Source organism: Neomesorhizobium albiziae (assembly GCF_900114255.1).
In the GTDB taxonomy this organism is placed as follows: domain Bacteria; phylum Pseudomonadota; class Alphaproteobacteria; order Rhizobiales; family Rhizobiaceae; genus Neomesorhizobium; species Neomesorhizobium albiziae.
This window is the reverse complement of sequence record NZ_FOSL01000013.1, coordinates 41,997-62,266: the sequence shown is the minus strand read 5'-3', so window position 1 is coordinate 62,266 and position 20,270 is coordinate 41,997. Positions and strand designations below refer to the sequence as shown.

At 62.8% G+C, this 20,270-nt stretch carries 20 protein-coding genes and 1 tRNA gene; 8 read left to right on the top strand and 13 right to left on the bottom strand.

Features of this window, described 5'->3' with window-relative positions:
* Positions 1-294 precede the first annotated feature (294 nt).
* Positions 295-368 (bottom strand) — tRNA-Gly (locus F3H98_RS19460).
* Between the two features lie 126 nt (positions 369-494).
* Between F3H98_RS19460 and F3H98_RS19455 the strand changes: the two genes are divergently transcribed.
* Positions 495-758 carry a DUF6460 domain-containing protein gene (locus F3H98_RS19455; RefSeq protein ID WP_149762087.1) on the top strand — a complete coding sequence of 88 codons (264 nt, stop codon included), beginning with the start codon at positions 495-497 and terminating at the stop codon, positions 756-758.
* Here the strand turns inward: F3H98_RS19455 and F3H98_RS19450 are convergent.
* The 3 genes from F3H98_RS19450 to F3H98_RS19440 all read right to left on the bottom strand — a co-directional run bounded on the left by F3H98_RS19450 (position 755) and on the right by F3H98_RS19440 (position 3,197).
* Entirely contained in the window at positions 755-1,660 is a 906-nt protein-coding gene (locus tag F3H98_RS19450) for a histone deacetylase family protein (RefSeq protein ID WP_149762005.1), read from the bottom strand. The genes F3H98_RS19455 and F3H98_RS19450 overlap by 4 nt on opposite strands.
* A 101-nt stretch (positions 1,661-1,761) precedes the next feature.
* Entirely contained in the window at positions 1,762-2,850 is a 1,089-nt protein-coding gene (locus F3H98_RS19445; RefSeq protein ID WP_149762004.1) for a quinone-dependent dihydroorotate dehydrogenase, read from the bottom strand.
* Positions 2,850-3,197, bottom strand: coding sequence for a DUF952 domain-containing protein (locus tag F3H98_RS19440; RefSeq protein WP_149762003.1), 348 nt, complete (start codon positions 3,195-3,197; stop codon positions 2,850-2,852). Before F3H98_RS19440 ends, F3H98_RS19445 begins: the two co-directional genes overlap by 1 nt.
* A gap of 120 nt (positions 3,198-3,317) precedes the next feature.
* Between F3H98_RS19440 and F3H98_RS19435 the strand changes: the two genes are divergently transcribed.
* Positions 3,318-3,755 (top strand): hypothetical protein, encoded by a 438-nt coding sequence (locus tag F3H98_RS19435; RefSeq protein ID WP_149762002.1) that lies wholly within the window; start codon positions 3,318-3,320, stop codon positions 3,753-3,755.
* Between the two features lie 147 nt (positions 3,756-3,902).
* Positions 3,903-4,562 (top strand): response regulator transcription factor, encoded by a 660-nt coding sequence (locus tag F3H98_RS19430; protein ID WP_149762001.1) that lies wholly within the window; start codon positions 3,903-3,905, stop codon positions 4,560-4,562.
* Positions 4,563-4,666: 104 nt separating this feature from the next.
* Here the strand turns inward: F3H98_RS19430 and F3H98_RS19425 are convergent, their stop codons facing one another.
* Positions 4,667-8,161, bottom strand: a complete 3,495-nt coding sequence (locus tag F3H98_RS19425) for a hybrid sensor histidine kinase/response regulator (RefSeq protein WP_149762000.1) — start codon at positions 8,159-8,161, stop codon at positions 4,667-4,669.
* A 261-nt stretch (positions 8,162-8,422) separates the two neighbouring features.
* On the opposite strand from F3H98_RS19425, the gene mscL reads away from it, so the two are divergent.
* Together mscL and F3H98_RS19415 are read left to right on the top strand one after the other, a co-directional pair.
* A complete protein-coding gene (mscL, locus tag F3H98_RS19420) occupies positions 8,423-8,842 on the top strand; it encodes a large conductance mechanosensitive channel protein MscL (protein ID WP_149762086.1) in 420 nt (139 codons plus the stop codon).
* A gap of 116 nt (positions 8,843-8,958) precedes the next feature.
* Positions 8,959-10,128 (top strand): pyridoxal phosphate-dependent aminotransferase, encoded by a 1,170-nt coding sequence (locus F3H98_RS19415; RefSeq protein ID WP_149761999.1) that lies wholly within the window; start codon positions 8,959-8,961, stop codon positions 10,126-10,128.
* A 69-nt stretch (positions 10,129-10,197) separates the two neighbouring features.
* On the opposite strand, the gene hemA is transcribed toward F3H98_RS19415, so the two are convergent.
* Positions 10,198-11,475, bottom strand: a complete 1,278-nt coding sequence (gene hemA, locus F3H98_RS19410) for a 5-aminolevulinate synthase (RefSeq protein WP_149761998.1) — start codon at positions 11,473-11,475, stop codon at positions 10,198-10,200.
* A gap of 282 nt (positions 11,476-11,757) precedes the next feature.
* Here hemA and galE point away from each other — a divergent pair, with 282 nt between their 5' ends.
* From galE to F3H98_RS19395, 3 genes are all read left to right on the top strand, one after another.
* Positions 11,758-12,819, top strand: coding sequence for a UDP-glucose 4-epimerase GalE (gene galE / locus F3H98_RS19405; protein WP_149761997.1), 1,062 nt, complete (start codon positions 11,758-11,760; stop codon positions 12,817-12,819).
* A gap of 120 nt (positions 12,820-12,939) precedes the next feature.
* Complete coding sequence (locus F3H98_RS19400) at positions 12,940-13,605, top strand: glutathione S-transferase family protein (RefSeq protein ID WP_149761996.1); 666 nt, start codon at positions 12,940-12,942, stop codon at positions 13,603-13,605.
* Positions 13,606-13,900: 295 nt separating this feature from the next.
* Entirely contained in the window at positions 13,901-14,704 is an 804-nt protein-coding gene (locus F3H98_RS19395; protein ID WP_188130474.1) for a SphA family protein, read from the top strand.
* A gap of 42 nt (positions 14,705-14,746) precedes the next feature.
* On the opposite strand, the gene F3H98_RS19390 is transcribed toward F3H98_RS19395, so the two are convergent.
* The 7 genes from F3H98_RS19390 to dhaL form a co-directional block, all read right to left on the bottom strand.
* Positions 14,747-15,253: a DUF2380 domain-containing protein gene (locus tag F3H98_RS19390; protein WP_149761994.1), complete on the bottom strand. Its 507-nt coding sequence runs from the start codon at positions 15,251-15,253 to the stop codon at positions 14,747-14,749.
* 669 nt (positions 15,254-15,922) lie between these two features.
* Entirely contained in the window at positions 15,923-16,909 is a 987-nt protein-coding gene (gene dhaK / locus F3H98_RS19385) for a dihydroxyacetone kinase subunit DhaK (RefSeq protein ID WP_149761993.1), read from the bottom strand.
* Positions 16,910-16,945: 36 nt separating this feature from the next.
* Positions 16,946-17,374, bottom strand: coding sequence for a hypothetical protein (locus F3H98_RS19380; RefSeq protein WP_149761992.1), 429 nt, complete (start codon positions 17,372-17,374; stop codon positions 16,946-16,948).
* Positions 17,375-17,376: 2 nt separating this feature from the next.
* Positions 17,377-18,969 (bottom strand): phosphoenolpyruvate--protein phosphotransferase, encoded by a 1,593-nt coding sequence (ptsP, locus tag F3H98_RS19375; protein ID WP_149761991.1) that lies wholly within the window; start codon positions 18,967-18,969, stop codon positions 17,377-17,379.
* Positions 18,953-19,264 (bottom strand): HPr family phosphocarrier protein, encoded by a 312-nt coding sequence (locus F3H98_RS19370; protein ID WP_149762085.1) that lies wholly within the window; start codon positions 19,262-19,264, stop codon positions 18,953-18,955. The genes ptsP and F3H98_RS19370 overlap by 17 nt, the downstream gene beginning before the upstream one ends.
* A gap of 16 nt (positions 19,265-19,280) precedes the next feature.
* Positions 19,281-19,670, bottom strand: a complete 390-nt coding sequence (gene dhaM, locus F3H98_RS19365) for a dihydroxyacetone kinase phosphoryl donor subunit DhaM (protein ID WP_149761990.1) — start codon at positions 19,668-19,670, stop codon at positions 19,281-19,283.
* Entirely contained in the window at positions 19,667-20,269 is a 603-nt protein-coding gene (gene dhaL, locus F3H98_RS19360) for a dihydroxyacetone kinase subunit DhaL (protein ID WP_149761989.1), read from the bottom strand. The genes dhaM and dhaL overlap by 4 nt, the downstream gene beginning before the upstream one ends.
* Position 20,270 lies beyond the last annotated feature (1 nt).

Genomic DNA, 20,270 nt, shown 5'->3' with positions numbered 1-20,270 from the left:
CGAGCAAAAGAACGAAAAATGAGGCAGGCAATATTGTGATGTCAGGCCGATAGAATGCTCATGAGGATTGATTCGATGAAGATGAAGATGTTCTTCATTGTCGAAACGCCGACTTAATTGGCTTTCTGGTGCACGTCGTTAATACATAGGCGTGGCCGCGGCCGAGTTGCATCGAGTTTGGGGAGACTTGATGCGTAGCTGCGAAGACTACAACGCTGCCGAGTCATGTTTTTGCGATGCTATTGGCATTGCACAACGTGTTAAGCGAATTGAATTGTAAGGCTCTGAAATTGCTGGAGCGGGTAGCGGGAATCGAACCCGCGCGATCAGCTTGGGAAGCTGACAAGCTACCATTACATCATACCCGCGTGGTTTTCTGGTTATCACGGCCTCGCCGCTTTCCGCAATCGCAAACAGCCGGCCTTGGCCGAAATGGGTTGAAGCCGGCATCGCAAATGCGTATCTGCGGACGCTGGTGGATGAAGGATCAGCCGATGTCGGGTTTGACGCGTTTTCTCGGGGACAGCCCCATCCGGGTGTTCTTGAAACTGATCGTGGTGTCATTCCTGGTCGGCATCGTGATGAGCGCCTTCGGCTGGTCGCCCTTCGACGTGCTTTACGGCATCCGCGATTTCTTCGTCGATCTCTGGAACATGGGTTTCCGGGCAGTCGACCGCTTCCTCGGTTATTTCCTGCTGGGAGCAGCCATCGTCATTCCGGCCTTCCTGATCCTGCGGCTGTTCAGCTACCGCCGCTAGATCTGGGTGAATTCTGCGGCTACCTCGAACAGGATGGCGTGGCGCTCAGCAAGGGCTGCGATATCCGCCGAATAGCCACCGCCGATAACCCCGCAAAGCGGGATGCCGCGCTCGCGAAAATGGCCGATCACGGTTCTGTCGCGCTCGCGCAGCCCGGTGTCGGTCAGTTTCATGCGGCCGAGCCGGTCGGCGAAATGCGGATCGACGCCGGCATTGTAGAAGACGAGGTCGGGCGCCGAGCGGGCCATGACGGCGGGCAGGACATCGCGCAGCGTTTCGAGATAGGCCGCGTCTTCGGTGCCGTCGGACAGGCCGATATCGAGGTCCGAGGCGATCTTGCGCACTGGATAATTGCGCTCGCCATGCATGGAAAAGGTGAAGACGCGGGGATCGCCGGCGAAAATGTCGGCGGTGCCGTCGCCCTGGTGGACGTCGAGGTCGACAACCAGCACGCGTCCGACAAGCTGTTCGGCGAGCAGCAGCAAGGCGGCGACGCCGACATCGTTGAAGGTGCAGAAGCCGGCGCCCTGGTCCCGGCGCGCGTGATGGCTGCCGCCTGCGGCGTTGCAGGCTATGCCGTGCTCGAGCGCCAGCCGGGCGGCGAGCACGGTGCCGGCGGACGCCAGCTGCGCGCGGCGCGAGACCCGTGGGTCGATCGGAAAGCCGATTTCGCGCTCGATTTTGGGAGGCACGGTGCAGGTCAGCACCTGCTCGACATAGGCGGGCAAGTGCGCCCGGTTCAGCCATTCCGGATCGGCTGGCGTCGGCACCTCGATGGCGCCGCCCAGCATGTCCCGCGCCGCCAGGCTTTCCATCAGACGCGTATATTTGCTCATCGGAAAGCGATGGGTCGGCGGCAGTTTGGCGTCATAGTCGGGATGGTGGGCGATCGGCAGCTTCATGCCGCCATCTTGCCGTGGAGCACAGCGGTTTGGGAAGCCCGGCAATCGGACTTGGATCGCGCTCTTCTTGCGCTGGCGCGCACCCCGTGGCGGCGGAGCGCTTAGAGCGGCTGGTCCGCCCAGTGCGCCAGCCGCGTGTCGCGGATGTCGCGCAGGCTGGCGAGGCCCTGGTTCTCGGCAAAACGCGCCAACTCCTTGACGATGCGGCCGGGCAGCGAAGGGCCGGCATAGATCATGCCGGTGTAGAGCTGCACGAGGTCGGCACCGGCCCGGACCTTCTCCAGCACCGTCTCGGCCGAATTCACGCCGCCGACGCCGACGATCGCCATCTCGGGGCCGAGCAGTTTGCGCATCCGGGCAAGCACGATGGTCGATCGTTCGAACAGCGGTTTTCCCGACAGGCCACCGGCTTCGCCGGCATGCGCGGTGCCCTTCAACCCGGCCCGCGACAGCGTCGTGTTGGAAACGATGACGCCGTCGATCGCTTTCTCCTTCACTTCGGCGGCGATATCGGCAAGTTCGGCTTCGACGAGATCGGGCGCGATTTTCAGGAAAACCGGCACCGGTTTCGCGCCGGCGGGCGTCACCGCTGCCCGCGCGGCGATGACCCGGGAAAGCAACTCGGCCAGGCTTTCGCGCGCCTGCATGTTTCGCAGGCCCGGCGTGTTGGGAGAGGAGATGTTGACGGTGAGATAGGAGGCAAGCGAGGCAAAACGCTTCACACCCAGTTCGTAATCGGCGAAGCGGTCGGGACTGTCCTTGTTGGCCCCGATGTTGACGCCAACGACGCCGGGCCGGCCGGCCCGCGCCTTCATCCTGAGGAGGCAGCGGTCATGGCCTTCATTGTTGAAACCCAGCCGGTTGATCACCGCTTCGTCTCCGGTCAGCCGGAAGATGCGCGGCTTGGGATTGCCGGGCTGCGAGAGCGGCGTGACGGTGCCAACCTCGGCAAAGCCGAAACCCAGGCCGAGCAGGGCGTCGGGAACCTCGCCGTTCTTGTCGTAACCGGCGGCCATGCCGAGCGGACTGGGAAACTCGAGGCCGCAAAGCCTGGTCTTGAGGCGCTCGCTCGACGGTGCTCCGCCACAAACCGGCAGGCCGGATTTTAGCGCCGCGATGGAAATGCCGTGGGCGGTCTCGGGATCGAAGGCAAACAGCGCCTGGCGGCCGAACCATTCAAGCGGGTTCATCAGGCCTCCATGACCGGGAATTGATGGTCGCCCGCAGCATTGAGCGGCAGCGGCTTCACCCAGCGGACGGCGGCCATATCGAGCGGCGCGTAGAGATGCGGAAACAGCGCACCGCCGCGCGACGGCTCGTATTTCAGCGCGCCACCGAGCTTCTCGGCATCGATTGCCACCAGCAGCAGTCCGGTCTGGCCGGCGAAATGCTTGGCCGCCGTCTCCTTCGCCTGCCCGGCGGTGGAGAAATGGATGTAGCCGTCGCTGACATCGATGGGCGCGCCAGTGAATACGCCGGCTTTCTCGGCCTCGCGCCAGGCGGTTTCGGTGACGATCTTGTAGATGGTGCTGTGCATGGCCGCCCTATAATCGCAAAGTGCTGGCCGCGAAAGTGCAGCCTGTTGATTGTCATGCCGGCGTCCCTATTTCCGGCGTAAACCCGTGCCAGAAATCGCCTGAACCGAACGGAGGCAATCATGCAGTTCAAGAGCGTCGTCGCCTCGGCTTTCCTTGTATCCGCCCTGTCCCTGCCGGCGGCGGCGCAGGACACCGAGCGCTACACGATGGAAAAATCGGCCAACGGCTATGTCCGCATGGATCGCAAGACCGGCGAGATGTCGATCTGCGAGGAGCGTTCGGGACAGCTGGTGTGCAAGATGGCGGCGGATGAGCGTTCGGCCTTCCAGGATGAGGTCGAGCGGCTTCAGGATCGCGTGTCCGGCCTGGAAAAACGCGTCGCCGAGATCGAAACCGCATCGCGGCTCGACCCCAGCAAGGTGCTCCCCACGGAAGAGGATTTCGAGAAATCGCTGGGCTACATGGAGCGCTTCTTCCGCCGCTTCATGGATATTGTCAGGGATTTCGAGCAGGACTGGCGCAAGGGTGAACCCGGCGCCGAACCGCAGAAGACCTGAACCGCCCAATCCGCGCTGGCTTTATTTCATCCCGTCCAGCCAATCGGCTGCTTTGTTGCTTGAAAATGCGCAACTTCGCCGTTTAATTGACCCGGCATCCCATACGATAACAAAAAGAGAGTCGGTCAGGGAGAACGGGAGGGACAAGTGCCAACGGGCTACAAGTTCGTGATCGCGGATGACCACCCGCTGTTTCGCGGTGCGCTGAAGCAGGCACTTGCGGGCTTCACCGAAAGTACCGGCATTCTCGAAGCTGGCGATTTCGACAGCGCCAAGGCGCTGATCGCCGCCAATGACGATGTCGACCTGGTGCTGCTCGACCTGTCGATGCCGGGCGCCAGCGGGCTTTCCGGGCTGGTATCGTTGCGCGGCGTCCATCCGGCCGTGCCGATGGTGGTGGTGTCGGCGCATGACGATCCCGAGACGATAAGGCGCGCGCTGGAACTCGGCGCTTCCGGCTTCATCTCCAAATCCGCCAGCATGGAGGAGATTCGCAGCGGCGTCGAAGCGGTTCTGGCCGGTGGCGTCGCGGCGCCGGTGGGCATCGATCTAGGGGTCGAGCGCGACCCGGAGATTTCCGATCTCATCAAGCGGCTGCAATCGCTGACGCCGCAGCAGACGCGGGTGCTGAGCATGCTCGGCGAAGGCCTGCTCAACAAGCAGATCGCCTACGAGCTCGATGTCTCGGAAGCCACCATCAAGGCGCATGTCTCGGCGGTGCTGCAGAAGCTCGGCGTCGACAGCCGCACCCAGGCGGTGATCCTGCTGTCGAAGATCGGCACCGATCCACTGCAGGCAAGCAGCTAGAGCGAAATGCATTCAAGTTGAAACGGGCATTCCGCTCTATCTGTTTGTTTAGCCGCATTTGTGCGACGCCAGGTGGTTCACCTGGCTGCAAAATGCTCTGAGAACTATTCCGCCGCCGTCGCCATGCGGCGGAAGCGCGTGATCATCGAGCGCAGCGCGGCTGGCTTGATCGGCTTGTTGATCACCGCGACGTCGATCGCGTCGGCTGCCGCGCGCACTTCGTTGGAGCGGTCGGCTGTGACCAGGATCGCCGGAACGTCGGCGCGATAGCCTTCCCGCAGCTTGCGGATCGCATCGAGGCCGTTTTCGCCGTCCAGATGATAGTCCGCCAGGATGATGTCGGGCTGCACGCCGACGGTGCCTGAACGGTCGAAATCGTGCGAACCGGTGACGGTGCGCACTTCGCAGCCCCAGCCGTCCAGCAGCAGCCGCATGCCGTCGAGGATGCGCGGATCGTTGTCGATGCAGAGCACCGATAGCCCGTCGAGTGCTGCCGCGGCCGGCACCGGTGCGCGCTTCTCCAGCTGTACCGGCGGTTCGGACGCCTCGGTGACGGGCAATACGATGGAGAACCGCGTGCCTTTGCCCTTGCGCGAGCCGATCTGGATTTCGAGCTTCAGCACCCGGGCGATGCGGTCGACGATGGAAAGGCCAAGGCCGAGGCCTTGCGCCTCGCGCGCGCCCTCGTCGAGCCGGGTGAATTCGCGGAAGACGGTGTTCAGCTTGTCCTTGGCGATGCCTATGCCGGTGTCGATCACCTGCACCTCGACAAGCTCGCCGCGCCGGCGCACACCAACCAGCACTTTGCCCTTGCGGGTGTATTTGATGGCGTTGGAAACGAGATTCTGGATCAGCCGGCGAAGCAGATTGCGGTCGGTGTTTACGGCCAGCGACGATGGCACGATGATCAGTTCGAGGTTTTTCGCCGCAGCCATCGGCAGGAAGTCGGTGCCGATCTGCCTGAGCAGCCCATCGAGCTTGAACACGGTCTCGGCCGGCTTCATAGCGCCGGCATCCAGCCGCGAGATGTCGAGCACGGCGCCCAGGATGGTTTCGACGGATTCCAGCGAGGATTCGATGCTGTTGGCGGCGTCGGCGACGTTGCCCTTGCCGGCCTTCTCGATCAGCGAAGAGCAGTAGAGACGCGCCGCGTTGAGCGGCTGCAGGATGTCATGGCCGGCCGCCGCGAGGAAGCGCGTCTTGCCGAGATTGGCCTCCTCGGCCAGCATCTGCGCCTGCGCCAGTTCTTCGTTGACCCGCGTCAGCTCGGCGGTGCGGTTTTTGACGCGCTGCTCCAGCGTCTCGTTGGCGCTTTTGAGAGCATGGTCGGCTTCGACGCGCTGGGTGATGTCGGCATAGGTGGCGACGATACCGCCGTCCGGCATCGGATTGGAACGCAGTTCGATGATGCGGCCGCTGGTCTTGAGCTCGATCTGCCAGGGATTGCCGAAGCTGGTCAGCCGGTTGAGCGTAGTGATGCGTGCGTCGAAGGGAATGTCGCCGCGTTCGGCGAGATGGCGCAGCACACGGTCAAGCGAGACGCCGACCTGGCCCATCTCGTCGGGCAGGTCGAACAGCGCCCGGTACTGCCTGTTCCAGCAGGTCAGCCGGAAATCTTTGTCGAAGACGGTGATGCCCTGTTCCATCTGGTCGAGCGCGATCTGCAGGAGGTCCCGGTTGTGCTGCAGCGCCTCGGTCGCGTCGTCGAGCAGGCGGAAGGCGTCCTTGGATACGCTGTCGTGACGCTGGAAGAGCAGCGAGAGGATCAGCCGTGCCGAGGAAGAGCCGACCGCACTTGCCAGAAGCTGCTCGGAAAAGCGGATCACCGCCATCGAGGCCGGCTCGCTGCCGTTCAGGATGCTTCCTTCGCTGATTTCGAAGGACTGGAAGGAACGTTCGGTACGCTCGACGCCGAGATAACGCGAGATGGTGTCCTTGAGATCATTGACGGTCACCGCGGTGCGGAAGCGGCGCAGGCTCGGCATCGGATTGGCGTCGCGCGGCACAAAGATCGATGCCTGGATGCGTTCGAGCGGGATCGAGGCGCGCGACAGCGAGCCGAGCACGAAAAACAAGGTATTGATCGACAGGCTCCACATGACGCCATGGTTGAGCGGTTCGGCGACCGTGCCGAACAGCGCCTGCGGCCTGAGTGAATCCAGGCCGAACAGGCCGTGCACCAGGATGTCGGTGCCGGGGACGGCCAGCGACGGAAACAGCAGCGTGTAGGCCCACACGACGATGCCGGCGGCCATGCCGAGAGCGGCACCGCGTGCATTGGCGCCACGCCATACCAGCCCGCCGAAGAAGGCGGGTGCAAACTGGGCGATCGCCGCGAACGACATCAGGCCGATTGAGGCAAGCCGGGCATTGTTGGTGCTCTCGCGGTAGTAGAGGAAAGCCACGAACAGGATGCTGAAGATCGCGGCGCGGCGGATGTTGAGGATGAGCGCCGACCAGTCCTCGTTTTCGCGGCCCTCGTTCTTCAGCAGGCGGCGCACGAACAGCGGGATCACCAGATCGTTGGAGATCATGATCGACAGCGCGACGCTGGCGACGATAACCATTGCCGTCGCCGCCGACAGGCCGCCGATGAACGCCGCCATGGCCAGCAAATCGTGGCCGGCAAGCAGCGGCAGCGACAGGACATAGAGGTCCGCACTGGTGCGGTCGCCGACAATTGCCGCCCCCGCCAGCGCGATCGGCAGCACGAACAGATTGATCAGCACGAGGTAGAGCGGAAACACCCAGGTCGCCTTGCGCAGTTCGCTTTCGTTGCGGTTCTCTACGATCATCACGTAGAACTGCCGCGGCAGCATGATGATGGCGAAGCCGCTGAGGCCGGTCATCACCAGCCAGGTGCCGATCGAGGTGCGGTAGGCAAGCGCTTCCTCCACGCTGTCGCTGGCCGCCAGCGTCGCGATCAGATCGGCAGGGCTGCCGAACAGGGAAAACGTCACCAGGAGCCCGACGGCGAGGAAGGCGGCGAGCTTCACCACGGACTCGACGGCGACCGCCAGTACCAACCCGTCCTGGTGCTCGGTCGCGTCGGCATGCCTGGTGCCGAACAGCACGGCAAACAACGCCAGCAGCATCGCCACGATCAGCGAAATGTCGCTGACGAACGGGTCGAAGGAGGGCGGCGAGCCGTTGTAATGCTCGACCATCAGGCTGACCGAGCCCGAGATCGCCTTGAGCTGGAGGGCAATGTAGGGAATGGCGCCGACAATGGCGATCAGCGTCGCGATCAGCCCGACGGCGAAACTCTTGCCGTAACGCGCGCTGAGGAAATCGGCGATCGAGGTGATCTTTTCGGTCTTGGCCAGCCGCACGATCCGGCTGAGCAGGGGATAGCCGAACAGGAACACCAGCACCGGGCCGATATAGATGGCGATGAATTCGAGGCCACGCTCGGACGCTAGCCCGACCGAGCCGAAAAACGTCCATGAGGTGCAGTAGATGGCGAGGCTGAGCGAGTAGATGTAAGGGCGCGGCCGTCCGACACCCCGCTTCGTCGCCCAGCGGTCGCCGGCGCTTGCAATGGCGAACAGCAGCGTCACATAGGCGATCGCGATGATGACGACGATCCAGCCCTGCACGTCGAAAAGCTCCTCCCGGGCGACCAGCCAACAGCAAGAGGCAACCACAGCTTGGACGGTATGTCCATCAGCCTCGCCTAGACACTTCGTTGCGAACTGCAAGCCGATTCAGTGGCCAGCATTTCGGCTGGAAAACTCCGACGCCGGGATTTTTGCAGGTTTTGCCTTCCCGGCTTTTTGTTATGGTGCCGCACGGCTGGCGATCAAAAAGGGGATCGGAAACGTTTTGCGCGCAGCCGGTTCAGCCAAGGAGAGATGACGATGCTGAAAGAATTTCAAGAGTTCATTTCCAAGGGGAACGTGATGGATCTCGCCGTCGGCGTGATCATCGGCGGCGCCTTCGGCCTCATCGTCAACTCCCTGGTAGGCGACATCATCATGCCGATCGTTGGCATGGCGGGGAGCGCCGATTTCTCCAACTATTTCTTTCCGCTCTCAGACGCGGTGACCGCCACTTCACTGGCAGATGCCAAGAAGCAGGGGCCAGTTTTCGCCTATGGCAACTTCATCACGGTCGTTATCAACTTCCTGATTTTGGCCGGGGTCATCTTCCTGTTGGTCAAGGCTGTCAACAATATGCGGCGGCGGATCGAGAAGGAGAAGCCGGCGCCGGAGGCCGCTCCGCCGCCGGCCGACGTTCAGCTGCTTACCGAAATCCGCGACCTGCTCGCCAGGAAATAGCTGGCCCGCGCAACGCTCTGGACCAAAACCCCGGCCGGTTTCGGCCGGGGTTTTCCGTTTTCGCGGGGCCTGAAACAGGCTAGGCGTATCACCCTGACCAGAACCATGGATACCCGATGAGCCTGTTTGAAAACCTCCGGGCGGAAGCCCGTCTTGCGCCCGAAAGCGGCATTGTCGCCGTGGCGAATTACGGACGCAGCCGCGAAGGCCTGATCCCGCTGTGGGCGGGCGAGGGCGACCTGCCGACGCCGGCCTTCATCGCCGACGCCGCCAACCGGGCGCTTCAGGGCGGCGAGACCTTCTATACCTGGCAGCGCGGCATCCCGGACTTGAGGCAGGCTCTCGCCCGCTACCACACCCGCCATTTCGGCAGGGAATTTCCGAGGGAAGAGTTCATCGTCACCGGCGGCGGCATGCAGGCGATCCAGTTGGCCTTGCAGGCGGTGGCGGGCAAGGGCGACGAAGTGCTCTATCTCAGCCCGGCCTGGCCGAATTTTCCAGGTGCGGCGGGTGTTGCGGGCGCCACGCCCATTGCCGTGCAACTCGACAGCTCGGACAATGGCTGGACATGCGATGTCGGCAGGCTGGAGGCGGCGGTCACGCCACGCACCACGGCGATCTTCGTCAACTCGCCTTCCAACCCGACCGGCTGGACGGCGGATACAGAGACACTGAAGGCGATCCTCGACCTGGCGCGGCGGAAAAATCTCTGGATCATCGCCAACGAGATCTATGCGCTGTTCTACTACGGCGCAAAGCGCGCGCCGTCCTTCATGGACATCATGGATGACGAGGACCGCATCCTGTTCGTCAACACCTTCTCGAAGAACTGGGCGATGACCGGTTGGCGCATCGGCTGGCTGCGCATCCATCCCTCGCTGCAGCAGGTTTTCGAGAATCTCGTGCAGTACTCGACTTCGGGTGTCGCGCAGTTCATGCAGCGCGGCGCTATCGCCGCGCTCGACGAGGGCGATGCCTTCCTGGCCGGGCAGATCGAGCGCGCCGGCAAGGCCCGCGACCTGGTTTGCGGCATCCTGGCCAAGACCGGCCGGGCGCGGTTCAGCGTCCCGCAAGGGGCGTTCTACCTGTTCTTCTCGGTCGACGGCGTTACCGACTCACGCCAGGCCTGCTTCGACATCGTCGATGGCGCCAATGTGGGTCTGGCGCCCGGTACGGCATTCGGCGCCGGCGGCGAGCGCTTTTTCCGGCTATGCTTCCACCGCAACCTCGACCAGCTCGAAGAGGCGGCGACAAGGCTGGCGAATTGGATCGAAAGCCGCGGTTAGTTCGGGGACCGGCGTCTCAGAAGGCGAGGCACGGTCGATTTTTCGGCCGCGCAAATCGGTGGAAAAATCTCAGCCGCCGGACTTCGGCACCAGCAGAGGGATGATGCGGTCGGACTTGGCAACCGCCGGGCGGCCTGTTTCGCCATAGGGAATGCCGAGCGCGTCCCAGGTCTCGACCAGCGCGTCCTGCAGCGCGTCAATCAACGCGTCGGAGTGGAATGGCGTTGGCGTGATGCGCAGCCGCTCGGTGCCGCGTGGCACCGTCGGGTAATTGATCGGCTGGATGTAGATGCCGTGCAGGCCGAGCAGCCGGTCGCTAGCCATCTTGCAGAGTTCGGGATCGCCGACGAGCAACGGCACGATGTGCGTTTGCGAAGGCATCACCGGCAGGCCGGCGGCTGAAAGCACTTCCTTGGTGCGCTGCGCCTGGCGCTGCTGGCCGTCGCGCTCTTGCTGCGAGGTCTTGAGATGGCGGATGGCCGTCGTCGCCGCGGCGGCGATGGCCGGCGGCAGCGACGTGGTGAAGATGAAGCCCGGTGCGTACGAACGCACTGCGTCGACCACGGTGCGGGTGCCGGTGATATAGCCGCCGAGCGTCCCGAAGGCTTTGGCAAGCGTGCCCTCGATGATGTCGATGCGGTGGGCGAGCCCTTCGCGCTCGGTGATGCCGCCGCCGCGCGGGCCGTACATGCCGACCGCGTGAACCTCGTCGATATAGGTCATCGCGTTGTATTTTTCGGCGAGGTCGGCGATCTGCTTGATCGGCGCTATATCGCCATCCATCGAATAGACGCTCTCGAAGACGATCAGTTTGGCGCGTTCGCGGCCGGCGGCCTGCAACTGGCTTTCCAAATGCGCCATGTCGTTGTGGCGCAAAATCTTCTTCTCGGCGCCGGAACGGCGCACGCCCTCGATCATCGAGGCGTGGTTGAGTTCGTCGGAAAGCACGAGGCAATTCGGCAGCAGCCGCGCGATGGTTGAGATGGCGGCTTCGTTGGAGACGAAACCCGAGGTGAACACCAGGCCGGCTTCCTTGCCATGCAGGTCGGCGAGTTCATGCTCGAGCTCGACCAGCGGATGGTTGTTGCCGGAAATGTTTCTGGTCCCGCCCGCGCCGGAGCCCATGCGGCCGGCCACGTTCTGCATCGCGGCGATGACGTCGGGATGCTGACCCATGCCGAGATAGTCGTTCGAGCACCAGACGGTGATTTCTTCGGCGCGGCCGTTGGCGCGCCAGATGGCACGCGGAAATTGGCCGGCGATGCGTTCGAGGTCGGCAAAGACGCGGTAGCGGCGCTCGGCGTGGATCTGGTCGATCGCTTCTTCGAAGAACCGTTGGTAGTTCATGACGGGTTCCCAGTTGACGGGCGGATCATAATTGCAGGGCATTTGGCAGTCCATTGTACCAATGGGGTCATAATGCCACGCCCAAGCACCTGCTGCGTCGCCCGATGCATGGCGCTTCAACGAACATGCGCCCGGTTTGCTTCCCCAAAAAGCCAGAGAATGCTGCGACAGTTTCAAGTATTCAGTGAAATTGCCCACACAACCGCGCCGTACGGAATTTTAAGGCTTCCTGGCTAGTTTTCCGTGCGCAGACCTTAAACCGGGCGTTGGGAGACGTTGAACATGACTGTTCTCGTGACGGGTGGCGCCGGCTATATCGGCAGTCATATGGTGTGGGAACTGCTGGATGCCGGCGAGAATGTCGTCGTGATCGACCGGCTGTCGACAGGGTTTGAATGGGCCGTTGCGCCCGAGGCGAAACTCGTCGTCGGCGATGTCGGCTACATCGACCTGGTGTCGTCGGTGATCCGTCAGCACGGCGTCGATGCCATCATCCACTTTGCCGGTTCCATCGTCGTGCCGGAATCGGTCGCCGACCCGCTGGGTTACTACGAGAACAACACCGTGAAGACGCGCTCGCTGCTGGAAGCAGCGGTGCGGGAAAACGTTGCGCATTTCATCTTTTCGTCGACTGCCGCCGTCTACGGTGGCGCCGGGCTCGAGCCGGTGCGCGAAGACGCACCGCTGAAGCCGGAATCCCCCTATGGCGCGTCCAAGCTGATGACCGAATGGATGCTGCGCGACACCGCCGCAGCACACGGCCTGCGCTACACCGCCCTGCGCTATTTCAACGTCTCGGGGGCCGATCCGCGGGGCCGCTCCGGCCAGTCGACGCCGGGCGCTACCCACCTGATCAAGGTTGCCAGCGAAACCGCGCTGGGAAAGCGCCCCTGGATGCAGGTTCATGGCACCGATTATCCGACGCCGGACGGCACTTGTATCCGCGACTATATCCACGTCAGCGACCTGGTTGCCGCCCACCGGCTGGCCTTGCAGCGGTTGCGTGCCGGCGGCGGCGATCTGATCGCCAATTGCGGCTACAGCCGCGGCTATTCGGTGCTTGAAGTGATCGACAGCGTTCGCCGCGTGCATGGTGCCGATTTCGACGTCCGCTTCGGCGCCCGCCGCCCGGGTGACGCGCCGGCGGTCATCGCCAATTCCGATCTGGCGCGCCGCGAGCTTGGCTGGACGCCGAAATACGACGATCTCGACCGCATCGTCGCCGACGCGCTCAACTGGGAACGGCTGCTTTCCCGCAAGAACATCGTGCACGGCATCCAGACCCCGCTGACGGACAGCTGGCTTTCGCCGCCGACGACCCGCACCACACGCGCCAAATCCTGACCGGCGCCAGGCGCCGCGCGTCTTTTCAGACGCGCAAAGGTCGGCTTTCGCTTGCCGCTCGACATGCGCTCCGTTGTGTTTTAGCGCTGGGCCAGGACGCAGCCATCCTGTCGAGGCACGATGATTACACTCTATCACTGCGAGAACGCACGTTCGTTTCGCGCGCTGTGGGCGCTGGAAGAGATCGGCCTCGACTATGCGTTGAAAATGCTGCCGTTTCCGCCGCGGTTCCTGGCACGCGACTATCTCGAGATCAATCCGCTCGGCACCATTCCCTATTTCATCGATGGCGAGACGAGGATGACGGAATCCGCCGCCATCTGTGCCTATCTCGCCGAGCGCTACGGCAGCGCGGAACTGAAGGTCGGGCCGGACGATCCCGCTTACGGGACCTATCTCAACGGGCTTTTCTTCGGCGAGGCGACGCTGACCTTTCCGCAAACCATCGTGCTGCGCTACAGCCGGCTTGAGCCCGAAGAGCGCCGTCTGCCGCAAGCGGCGCAGGACTACGCGCGCTGGTTCCTGGCCCGCCTGCGCGCGGTCGACGCCATCGTGACCCGTCAGGATTATTACTGCGCCGGACGCTTCACCATGGCCGACATCTCGGTCGGTTACGCGCTGCTCTTTGCCAATGCGCTCGGCCTTGACGGCGATTTTTCGGATGCCTTGCAGGCCTACTGGAAACGGTTGTCGACTCGGCCAGCTTTCCTCGCCGCCATCTTAGCGCAGGAAAAGGCGGGCGCCGAGCAAGGCAGCGGCGCGCCGGCGCTGATGTTGCGGGACTAGCGCCGCATACACCGGCGATTGCAGGATGGTGTCGACAACATCGAGGGGATCAGAGAAAGTAACTCGACCGGTGATTCACTAATCTGCCGGTGGGCACTCTGGTACTTCCGTGGGAGGCGGCATCGATCGCACCCGGAGAGGGGACAAAATGACAAGGTCGGTTTCATGCCTGTACGCGGCGGCCATAGCATTCGCAGCCGCCGCTTGCGCTCAGGAGGCGAAGGCCACCGAGGCGGTTGCCGGGCGCTACATACCCGGCGCGTATGCTGGTCCCGGCGCCGGGATAGTGCCGCCCATGCCCGGTGCATACTGGGCGATGGCGAATGTTTATTACAACGGCAGCGCCGGCACAAACGTGCCATTCGGCGACAACCAGATCGCTCTGGGCCTGAAAGCCGATATCTGGAACACCGTGCTGGCGGGCGTCTACGTTCCCAACCTGGATCTGCCCGGCAACTGGACCTATGCCGTCCAGGGCTCGCTCCCGATAGGCTGGACCAAGGCCGAGGCCGACGTCGGCCGATTTGAAACGGTGCAGGACGTGACCGGAATAGGCGACATCGCGATCACGCCGATCTTGCTTGGCTGGCACAACGAAGCCTTCAACAGGTTCTTCTCCGCATCATTGACGGTAACCGCGCCCACCGGAGAGTGGGAAAAGGGCGATATTGCCTTTATCGGCCTGAACTATTGGACATTTACGCCGGCGATCGCGTTCACATATCTTGTGCCCGAGCATGGCCTCGATCTCTCAGCCAGCCTTGGCGTCGACATCAACACAAAGAACACCGACACCGACTACTACAGCGGCGCGATGGCTCATCTCGACCTGTCTGTTACCAAAAACGTCACCAAGGAACTGGCTTTCGGTGCGGTCGCTGGCTTTCTCTACCAGTTCGAGGATGACCGCAGCACGTTTGCCGACGCCAACAATGGCTTCAAGGGTCGCTCGATAGGGCTGGGGCCGCTGGTCAACTACAAGGCCAAGTTCGGCGAGAACACAGAGATCGATTTCAAGCTGAAATGGGTGCACGAAGTGTCCGTCGAGAACCGCATGAAGGGCAACGCGATTTTCTTCAACGTTGCCGGAAAGTTCTGAGCGGCAGCGGCTGGCGGGCGCAACGGTTTCTGCTGCGTCGACCTATTTCAAAATTCGGTTTGTCATCAGCCATTTCACGGAGCGGGGCCACGCGTAATTCGCGCCCATGCGAAGGTCGGTAAAGCCTCCGGAAACAGGTTTTCTGGTCTCAGCATCAAGGATGCGAATGAACATGGTGTGTTCCGTTCGGTTGACGCGCGTTACGACACCCAGCAGTGCAAGTGACGCTCCGTGGTTCTTGGCAATCTCACCCTCGCAGCCGCCGCAGTTGCGCAATCCGTGCGGCGCAATGGCTTTCTCGTCGATCGCGGGCGCATCGATGACTGTAAAACGTCCGGACTGCGAGAGCATGGTTTTCGCGACTTGCGTCGACTCCGACAGATAGCGCCTGTCGTAATCATCCGGGGGGATTATTCCCGCCCCGGCGCTCTTGTCCTCCAGTTCGAAAGGAAACACCTCGATTGATATCGGCTTTGCCTGCTGTGCGTATGCAAACGGGCAGGCGCCGGAAAGCAACGTCATCAAGGCAATCGATGTGCGAAGGCGCATGGAAGTCCTCCCGTGACTGTGATGGCCATTCTACACCGTTGCGGAACTCAACCGCGGTGAATTTCATTCGCCGCAGGATCGCGCGGTAGCCGAGTGCTTCTGCGCGAGCGTTCCAATCAGTGCGGGATATCTGCTCTGGGTCAGACAATCGTTTGGTGGCGAGGAACGGCGATGGAAGCTACCCGGTGGAGTGGGCCGAGGGGGACTTGGGGGAAGCCTCACGTCCACCGGGTTTGTCGCGCATCCTGGTTACGACGTGCAAATAGTCCCTTATCCAGCGGGTGATTGCTATCGGGAGAAACCCTGAACATGGCGGGGATTTTCCCCCTCGCATTCATGTTTCCAAATCGAGGGACTGCATCAAGACCGGGTGAAGGACTTGGCGCGCTCACTGGTCCGATTTCTATCTGTTGCTGCTACAGGTCGAGCCGGGCATCGCGCAGTTGGACGGCACGTAGCCCGGTTGCCCGGCAGTGTTGCTTTGGCAGCCCGCCAGAACACACATAGTGACAAGGATCATCAACAATTCGCGAAGTCGTGACATTTCCGATCTCCTCGCATGATCCGGCCTGAATGTTAGCGGATGTAGTCGACGTGTGCCACCGCCGGACGGCGCTTCGCGCGCCCGAGGCGACCAAGCCAACCCTCCCCAGGATTGGCTACGCGATTTTACAGACCCCACCTCAATGCCGCCGTGTGGACGGGTGCATCCCAGAGACTTGCAACCCGGTCATCGAGCATTGTCAGTGTGATCGAGCAACCGGCCATATCGAGCGAGGTCACGTAGGAGCCAACCAATGAACGCACGATCCTGACGCCACGCTTTTCCAGCATTTTTCGCGCGCTGTTGTAGATCAGGTAGAGCTCCATCGAGGGCGTGCCGCCAAAACCGTTGACGAAGAGCAGTGCGTCGCCTTTTAGGGCCGCCCCGAAGTCACTGGCGATTGCCGCGCAAATTTCTTCGACGATTGCGTCGGCTGGCTGCAGCTTGGCACGGCGGCGGCCAGGCTCGCCGTGGATGCCGACACCGAACTCCATCTCGTCATCGGCGATCTCGAAATTCGGCTTGCCGGCTGCAGGCACGGTGCACGAGGTCAGCGCGACGCCCATCGAACGGGTCGCGCGGTTGACCTTGTCGCCGAGTTCCTTGAGTTCCTTGAGCGCGAGGCCTTCCTCTGCAGCCGCCCCGACGATCTTTTCGACCACCAGCGTGCCGGCAACACCACGACGACCGGTCGTGTAGAGCGAATCTTCGACGGCCACGTCGTCATTGGTGACGACCTGCATGACGTCTTCCGACATTTCGGCGGCCATGTCGAAATTCATCACGTCGCCTTCGTAGTTCTTGACGATGAAGAGGCATCCCGCACCGGTGTTGACCTCGGCCGCCGCCTCCATCATCTGGTCGGGCGTCGGCGAAGTGAAAACCTGGCCGGGGCAGGCAGCGTCGAGCATGCCGTGGCCAACCAGCCCGCCATGCAGCGGCTCGTGACCGGAGCCGCCTCCCGAAATCAGCGCCACCTTGCCGGGCTTCAGCGTCTTGCGGCGGATGAACTTGTGTCCGCCGCCCAACATCAGGATGTCGGAATGCGCCGCGGCGAAACCATCGAGGCTTTCGGTCAACACAGTGTCGACGGCGTTGATGAACTTCTTCATGTTCCCTCCCGTTGCGGCGAAACTCTGCCCGCCGTCTCAGTTGCCCTTGCCGGCGATGCTGGTGATCCTGTGGATGAATTCGTTGATCGCGCGATCCAGCGCGGCGTTCTGCTTGGCGTCGCCGAGGTCGGGTACGGTCAGCGAGATGTGGCGCGTACGGCGCAATTCGCCGTCGGCAGAAGTTTTTCCCGGGTGCGCGTTGCGGTAGGCAGCAAGAAACGCGTCGCGCTCCAGCGCGTTAAAATGGCAGACCGAGAAGATTGCTGTGAGGTGTTTCGAAGGTATCGGCGTCGAATAGGTCGGGCTGGTGATCTGCGTAATGAAGCTGCGATGCTTGCCCAGTGCGTCGGCAAGCCGTTGGCGCGTACCGGACGGGCGCTGCTCGATGACGGCCGACAGCACGCTTTTGTAGGTACGGATTGCAGCTTCGGCATCGATCGGAACGGGCGACGGCTTTCTCGCCATCTCTACACCGTGACGCCGGCAATCGCGGCCTTGGCGAGCGCCAGTTGCGCGGGGACCACGGATACGTCGCGCAGGCCTGCCTTGAGCAGGAGCGGTATCGCGGCCGCGTCGCCGCCTGCGTCGCCGCAGAGACTGACTGGAATGTGGTGCTGCCGGCCAAATTCCGTAACGTCGGCGATCAACCGGAGCACTGCGGGATGCGTTGCGGAATTGAGCGTTGCCACAGCCGTGTTGTCGCGCGCCGCGGCCATCACATACTGCGTCAAATCGTTCGAACCGATGGAGAAGAAGGCGACATCGGAAAAGAGTTCCGGGGCAATCGCCACAGACGGAACCTCTACCATGATGCCGAGCGGCGGCATTGCATAGGGTTCGCCGGCCGCTGCAAGTTTCTTCGCCTCTTCGGCAAACAGTGCCGTGGCGCGCGCATATTCCTCATGCACAGCGACCATTGGGAACATCACCTTCAGATTGCCGTGGACCGCCGCCCTGAGCAGCGCGCGCGCCTGGGCAGAGAAAACATCCGGACGCGCGAGGGCCAAACGAATGCCTCTCAAGCCGAGAAACGGATTGCCTTCCTCGACGGTGAAGCCCGGCACCGGCTTGTCGCCGCCGGCATCGATGGTGCGGATCGTGACAGGCTTGTCCGCGGCCCATTCGAGCACCTTGCGGTAGGCGCGATACTGCGCCTCTTCATCAGGCAGGCCAGTCACCTTGCTGAACAGGAACTCGGTGCGCATCAGGCCGACGCCGTCGCAACTCTTGATGTCGATGCGGTCGAGGTCCACGGGATCGGCAACGTTGATGAGAACGCGTACCGGCACGCCGTTTTTTGTCATCGCCGGCTTCATCACGCCCTCTTCGGCGCGACGCGAACGCTCGCCATAGGCGGTCGAGAACTTGCGGAAGGTTTCGATGTCGCCCGAGGTCGGTTGGAGCACGATGCCGCCGTGTTCGGCGTCGAGCAGCGCAAGGCCGGCGATCTCCCTGGCTGCGCTGCCGAGCCCGACTATCATCGGCACGCCGCGTGAGCGCGCCAGCATCGCCACATGGCTTGCCGAACTGCCCTTCGCCAGCGCGATGCCGCCGCCGGCAGACCAGTCCGTCGCCAGGAAACGCGTCGGTGTTATGTCTTCGCCGAACAGGATCGCACCCGGCGGCGGAGCCCGGTTTCCGGCGGACGTCAGAACATCGAGAACCTGCTGGAGGATATCCTTGAGGTCGGCCGCCCGCGCCCGGAAATACTCGTCTTCGGCAGCCTCGTAGCCGGCGATCTCACCGGCCAGCGCGGCGGACCATGCCTTGTCCGCCGGCGTCCCCGCCTTGATTGCATCGAAGGCCGCGGCCGAGAGCGAATCGTCGGCAAGCATGGCAAGCTGAAACTCCAGCATGTCGGTGGCTTCGCCGGTCGTGGTGGCCGCAAGAGCGGCGAGCTGTTCGGACGCCGCTGCAATCGCAGTCTTCAGCGCCGCTGCTTCCGCTGCGTCCGAACCCTTTGAAAGATAGCTGGCTGCGTCGTTGTCCATGCAGAAGATCGGGCCTTCCGCATAGCCTCCTGAAGCGGGTGTCCCGGTCAGCCTAAGCGGTCCGGACATGGGCTTCGCCCTCGGCGGCTTCGTCGAAATCGCGCTCGACCAGCGCGACCAAAGCCGTGACAGCGCTTTCAGCGCCTTCGCCACTTGCACGCAAGTGCAGCACCGTGCCCATGGGAGCCCTTGCTGCCATCACCTTTACGATGCTTTTTGCGTCGATCCACGGCCCTTCGGCGGCAAGCGCCAGCTCGATGTTGGCGGTAAACGTCTTTGCCAGTTTGGTGAACTTCACCGAAGGGCGGGCGTGGAGCCCGACCGCGTGGGTGATTTCAACCTGTGCCATTGCTGTCGCCGACATCATATGTTCCCGTTCATCACGCCGGCGCGAGCTCATGCGCCGTCGCCACGACTTCCTTGAGCGAAGCCCCGCCCGATGCCTCCGTCGCAGCCATCACTGCGCCTTCAACGATTGGGGCATTGCATATCACGATGCGGCTCGCCCGCGGCCCGCCTATCATCTCGATCGCCATTTCACTATTTGTCTCGGCGCCGCCGAGATCCACGAGCACGGCAACACCGGCTTCGGACCATGCCCTGTCGATAGCCTCCATGATTGCACCGACCTGGGTGCCGAGCCCGCCGTCGGGATTGCCGCCGCACCACGCAAGCGGCACCTCCTCGCCAACCATCTGGCGCACCATGTCAGCCGTGCCTTCGGCGACCTTGGGTGAATGCGATACGATCACTATGCCGACATTCTTCATGCGCTGTGCTCCATGACTTTCGCGACCGCCCGCACGATCAGCGCCGAAGAGCGCGCACCGGGGTCGACATGCCCGATCGAGCGGTCACCCAGGAACGATGCGCGGCCGCGTATCGCCTTGAGGGGCTTGGTTGCCTCGGCGGCGCCATCGGCAACATCGGCCACGTCGCCAGGGGATTTGCCAGCCGCGACGGCAGCCTGCACCGGATAAAGCACGTCGAGCATGGTCTTCTGCCCCGCCTGCGATTTGCCGCGCGCGGCAACCGCGGAGATCGCCTTCGCCAACGCTGCAGCGAGGTCCGCCCGGCTGGGTTCAGTTGGCAGCTCCTTGCCGATGCTCATGAACAGTGTCCCAAACAATGGTCCGGACGCGCCACCTACCGTCATCACCAGCTTGGTGCCGATGGCCCTGAGCACCTCGGGCAGGGGTTGACCCGCCAGAGCGGCGGATTCGGCGCGTACAGCCTCGAAGCCGCGCTTCATGTTGAGACCATGGTCACCGTCGCCGATCGCCTGATCGAGAGCCGTCAGTTCGTCAGCATGCTCCGAGATCGTGTCGGCAACCGCATCGATCAGCGCCGGAAGATCAATCTTGCTCATG

Coding starts and splice junctions, on each gene's coding strand:
- F3H98_RS19455 (WP_149762087.1), top strand. CDS start 495: ATGTCGGGTTTGACGCGTTTTCTCGGGGACAGCCCCATCCGGGTGTTC.
- F3H98_RS19450 (WP_149762005.1), bottom strand. CDS start 1,660: ATGAAGCTGCCGATCGCCCACCATCCCGACTATGACGCCAAACTGCCG.
- F3H98_RS19445 (WP_149762004.1), bottom strand. CDS start 2,850: ATGAACCCGCTTGAATGGTTCGGCCGCCAGGCGCTGTTTGCCTTCGAT.
- F3H98_RS19440 (WP_149762003.1), bottom strand. CDS start 3,197: ATGCACAGCACCATCTACAAGATCGTCACCGAAACCGCCTGGCGCGAG.
- F3H98_RS19435 (WP_149762002.1), top strand. CDS start 3,318: ATGCAGTTCAAGAGCGTCGTCGCCTCGGCTTTCCTTGTATCCGCCCTG.
- mscL (WP_149762086.1), top strand. CDS start 8,423: ATGCTGAAAGAATTTCAAGAGTTCATTTCCAAGGGGAACGTGATGGAT.
- F3H98_RS19415 (WP_149761999.1), top strand. CDS start 8,959: ATGAGCCTGTTTGAAAACCTCCGGGCGGAAGCCCGTCTTGCGCCCGAA.
- hemA (WP_149761998.1), bottom strand. CDS start 11,475: ATGAACTACCAACGGTTCTTCGAAGAAGCGATCGACCAGATCCACGCC.
- galE (WP_149761997.1), top strand. CDS start 11,758: ATGACTGTTCTCGTGACGGGTGGCGCCGGCTATATCGGCAGTCATATG.
- F3H98_RS19400 (WP_149761996.1), top strand. CDS start 12,940: ATGATTACACTCTATCACTGCGAGAACGCACGTTCGTTTCGCGCGCTG.
- F3H98_RS19395 (WP_188130474.1), top strand. CDS start 13,901: ATGCCCGGTGCATACTGGGCGATGGCGAATGTTTATTACAACGGCAGC.
- F3H98_RS19390 (WP_149761994.1), bottom strand. CDS start 15,253: ATGCGCCTTCGCACATCGATTGCCTTGATGACGTTGCTTTCCGGCGCC.
- dhaK (WP_149761993.1), bottom strand. CDS start 16,909: ATGAAGAAGTTCATCAACGCCGTCGACACTGTGTTGACCGAAAGCCTC.
- F3H98_RS19380 (WP_149761992.1), bottom strand. CDS start 17,374: ATGGCGAGAAAGCCGTCGCCCGTTCCGATCGATGCCGAAGCTGCAATC.
- ptsP (WP_149761991.1), bottom strand. CDS start 18,969: ATGTCCGGACCGCTTAGGCTGACCGGGACACCCGCTTCAGGAGGCTAT.
- F3H98_RS19370 (WP_149762085.1), bottom strand. CDS start 19,264: ATGTCGGCGACAGCAATGGCACAGGTTGAAATCACCCACGCGGTCGGG.
- dhaM (WP_149761990.1), bottom strand. CDS start 19,670: ATGAAGAATGTCGGCATAGTGATCGTATCGCATTCACCCAAGGTCGCC.
- dhaL (WP_149761989.1), bottom strand. CDS start 20,269: ATGAGCAAGATTGATCTTCCGGCGCTGATCGATGCGGTTGCCGACACG.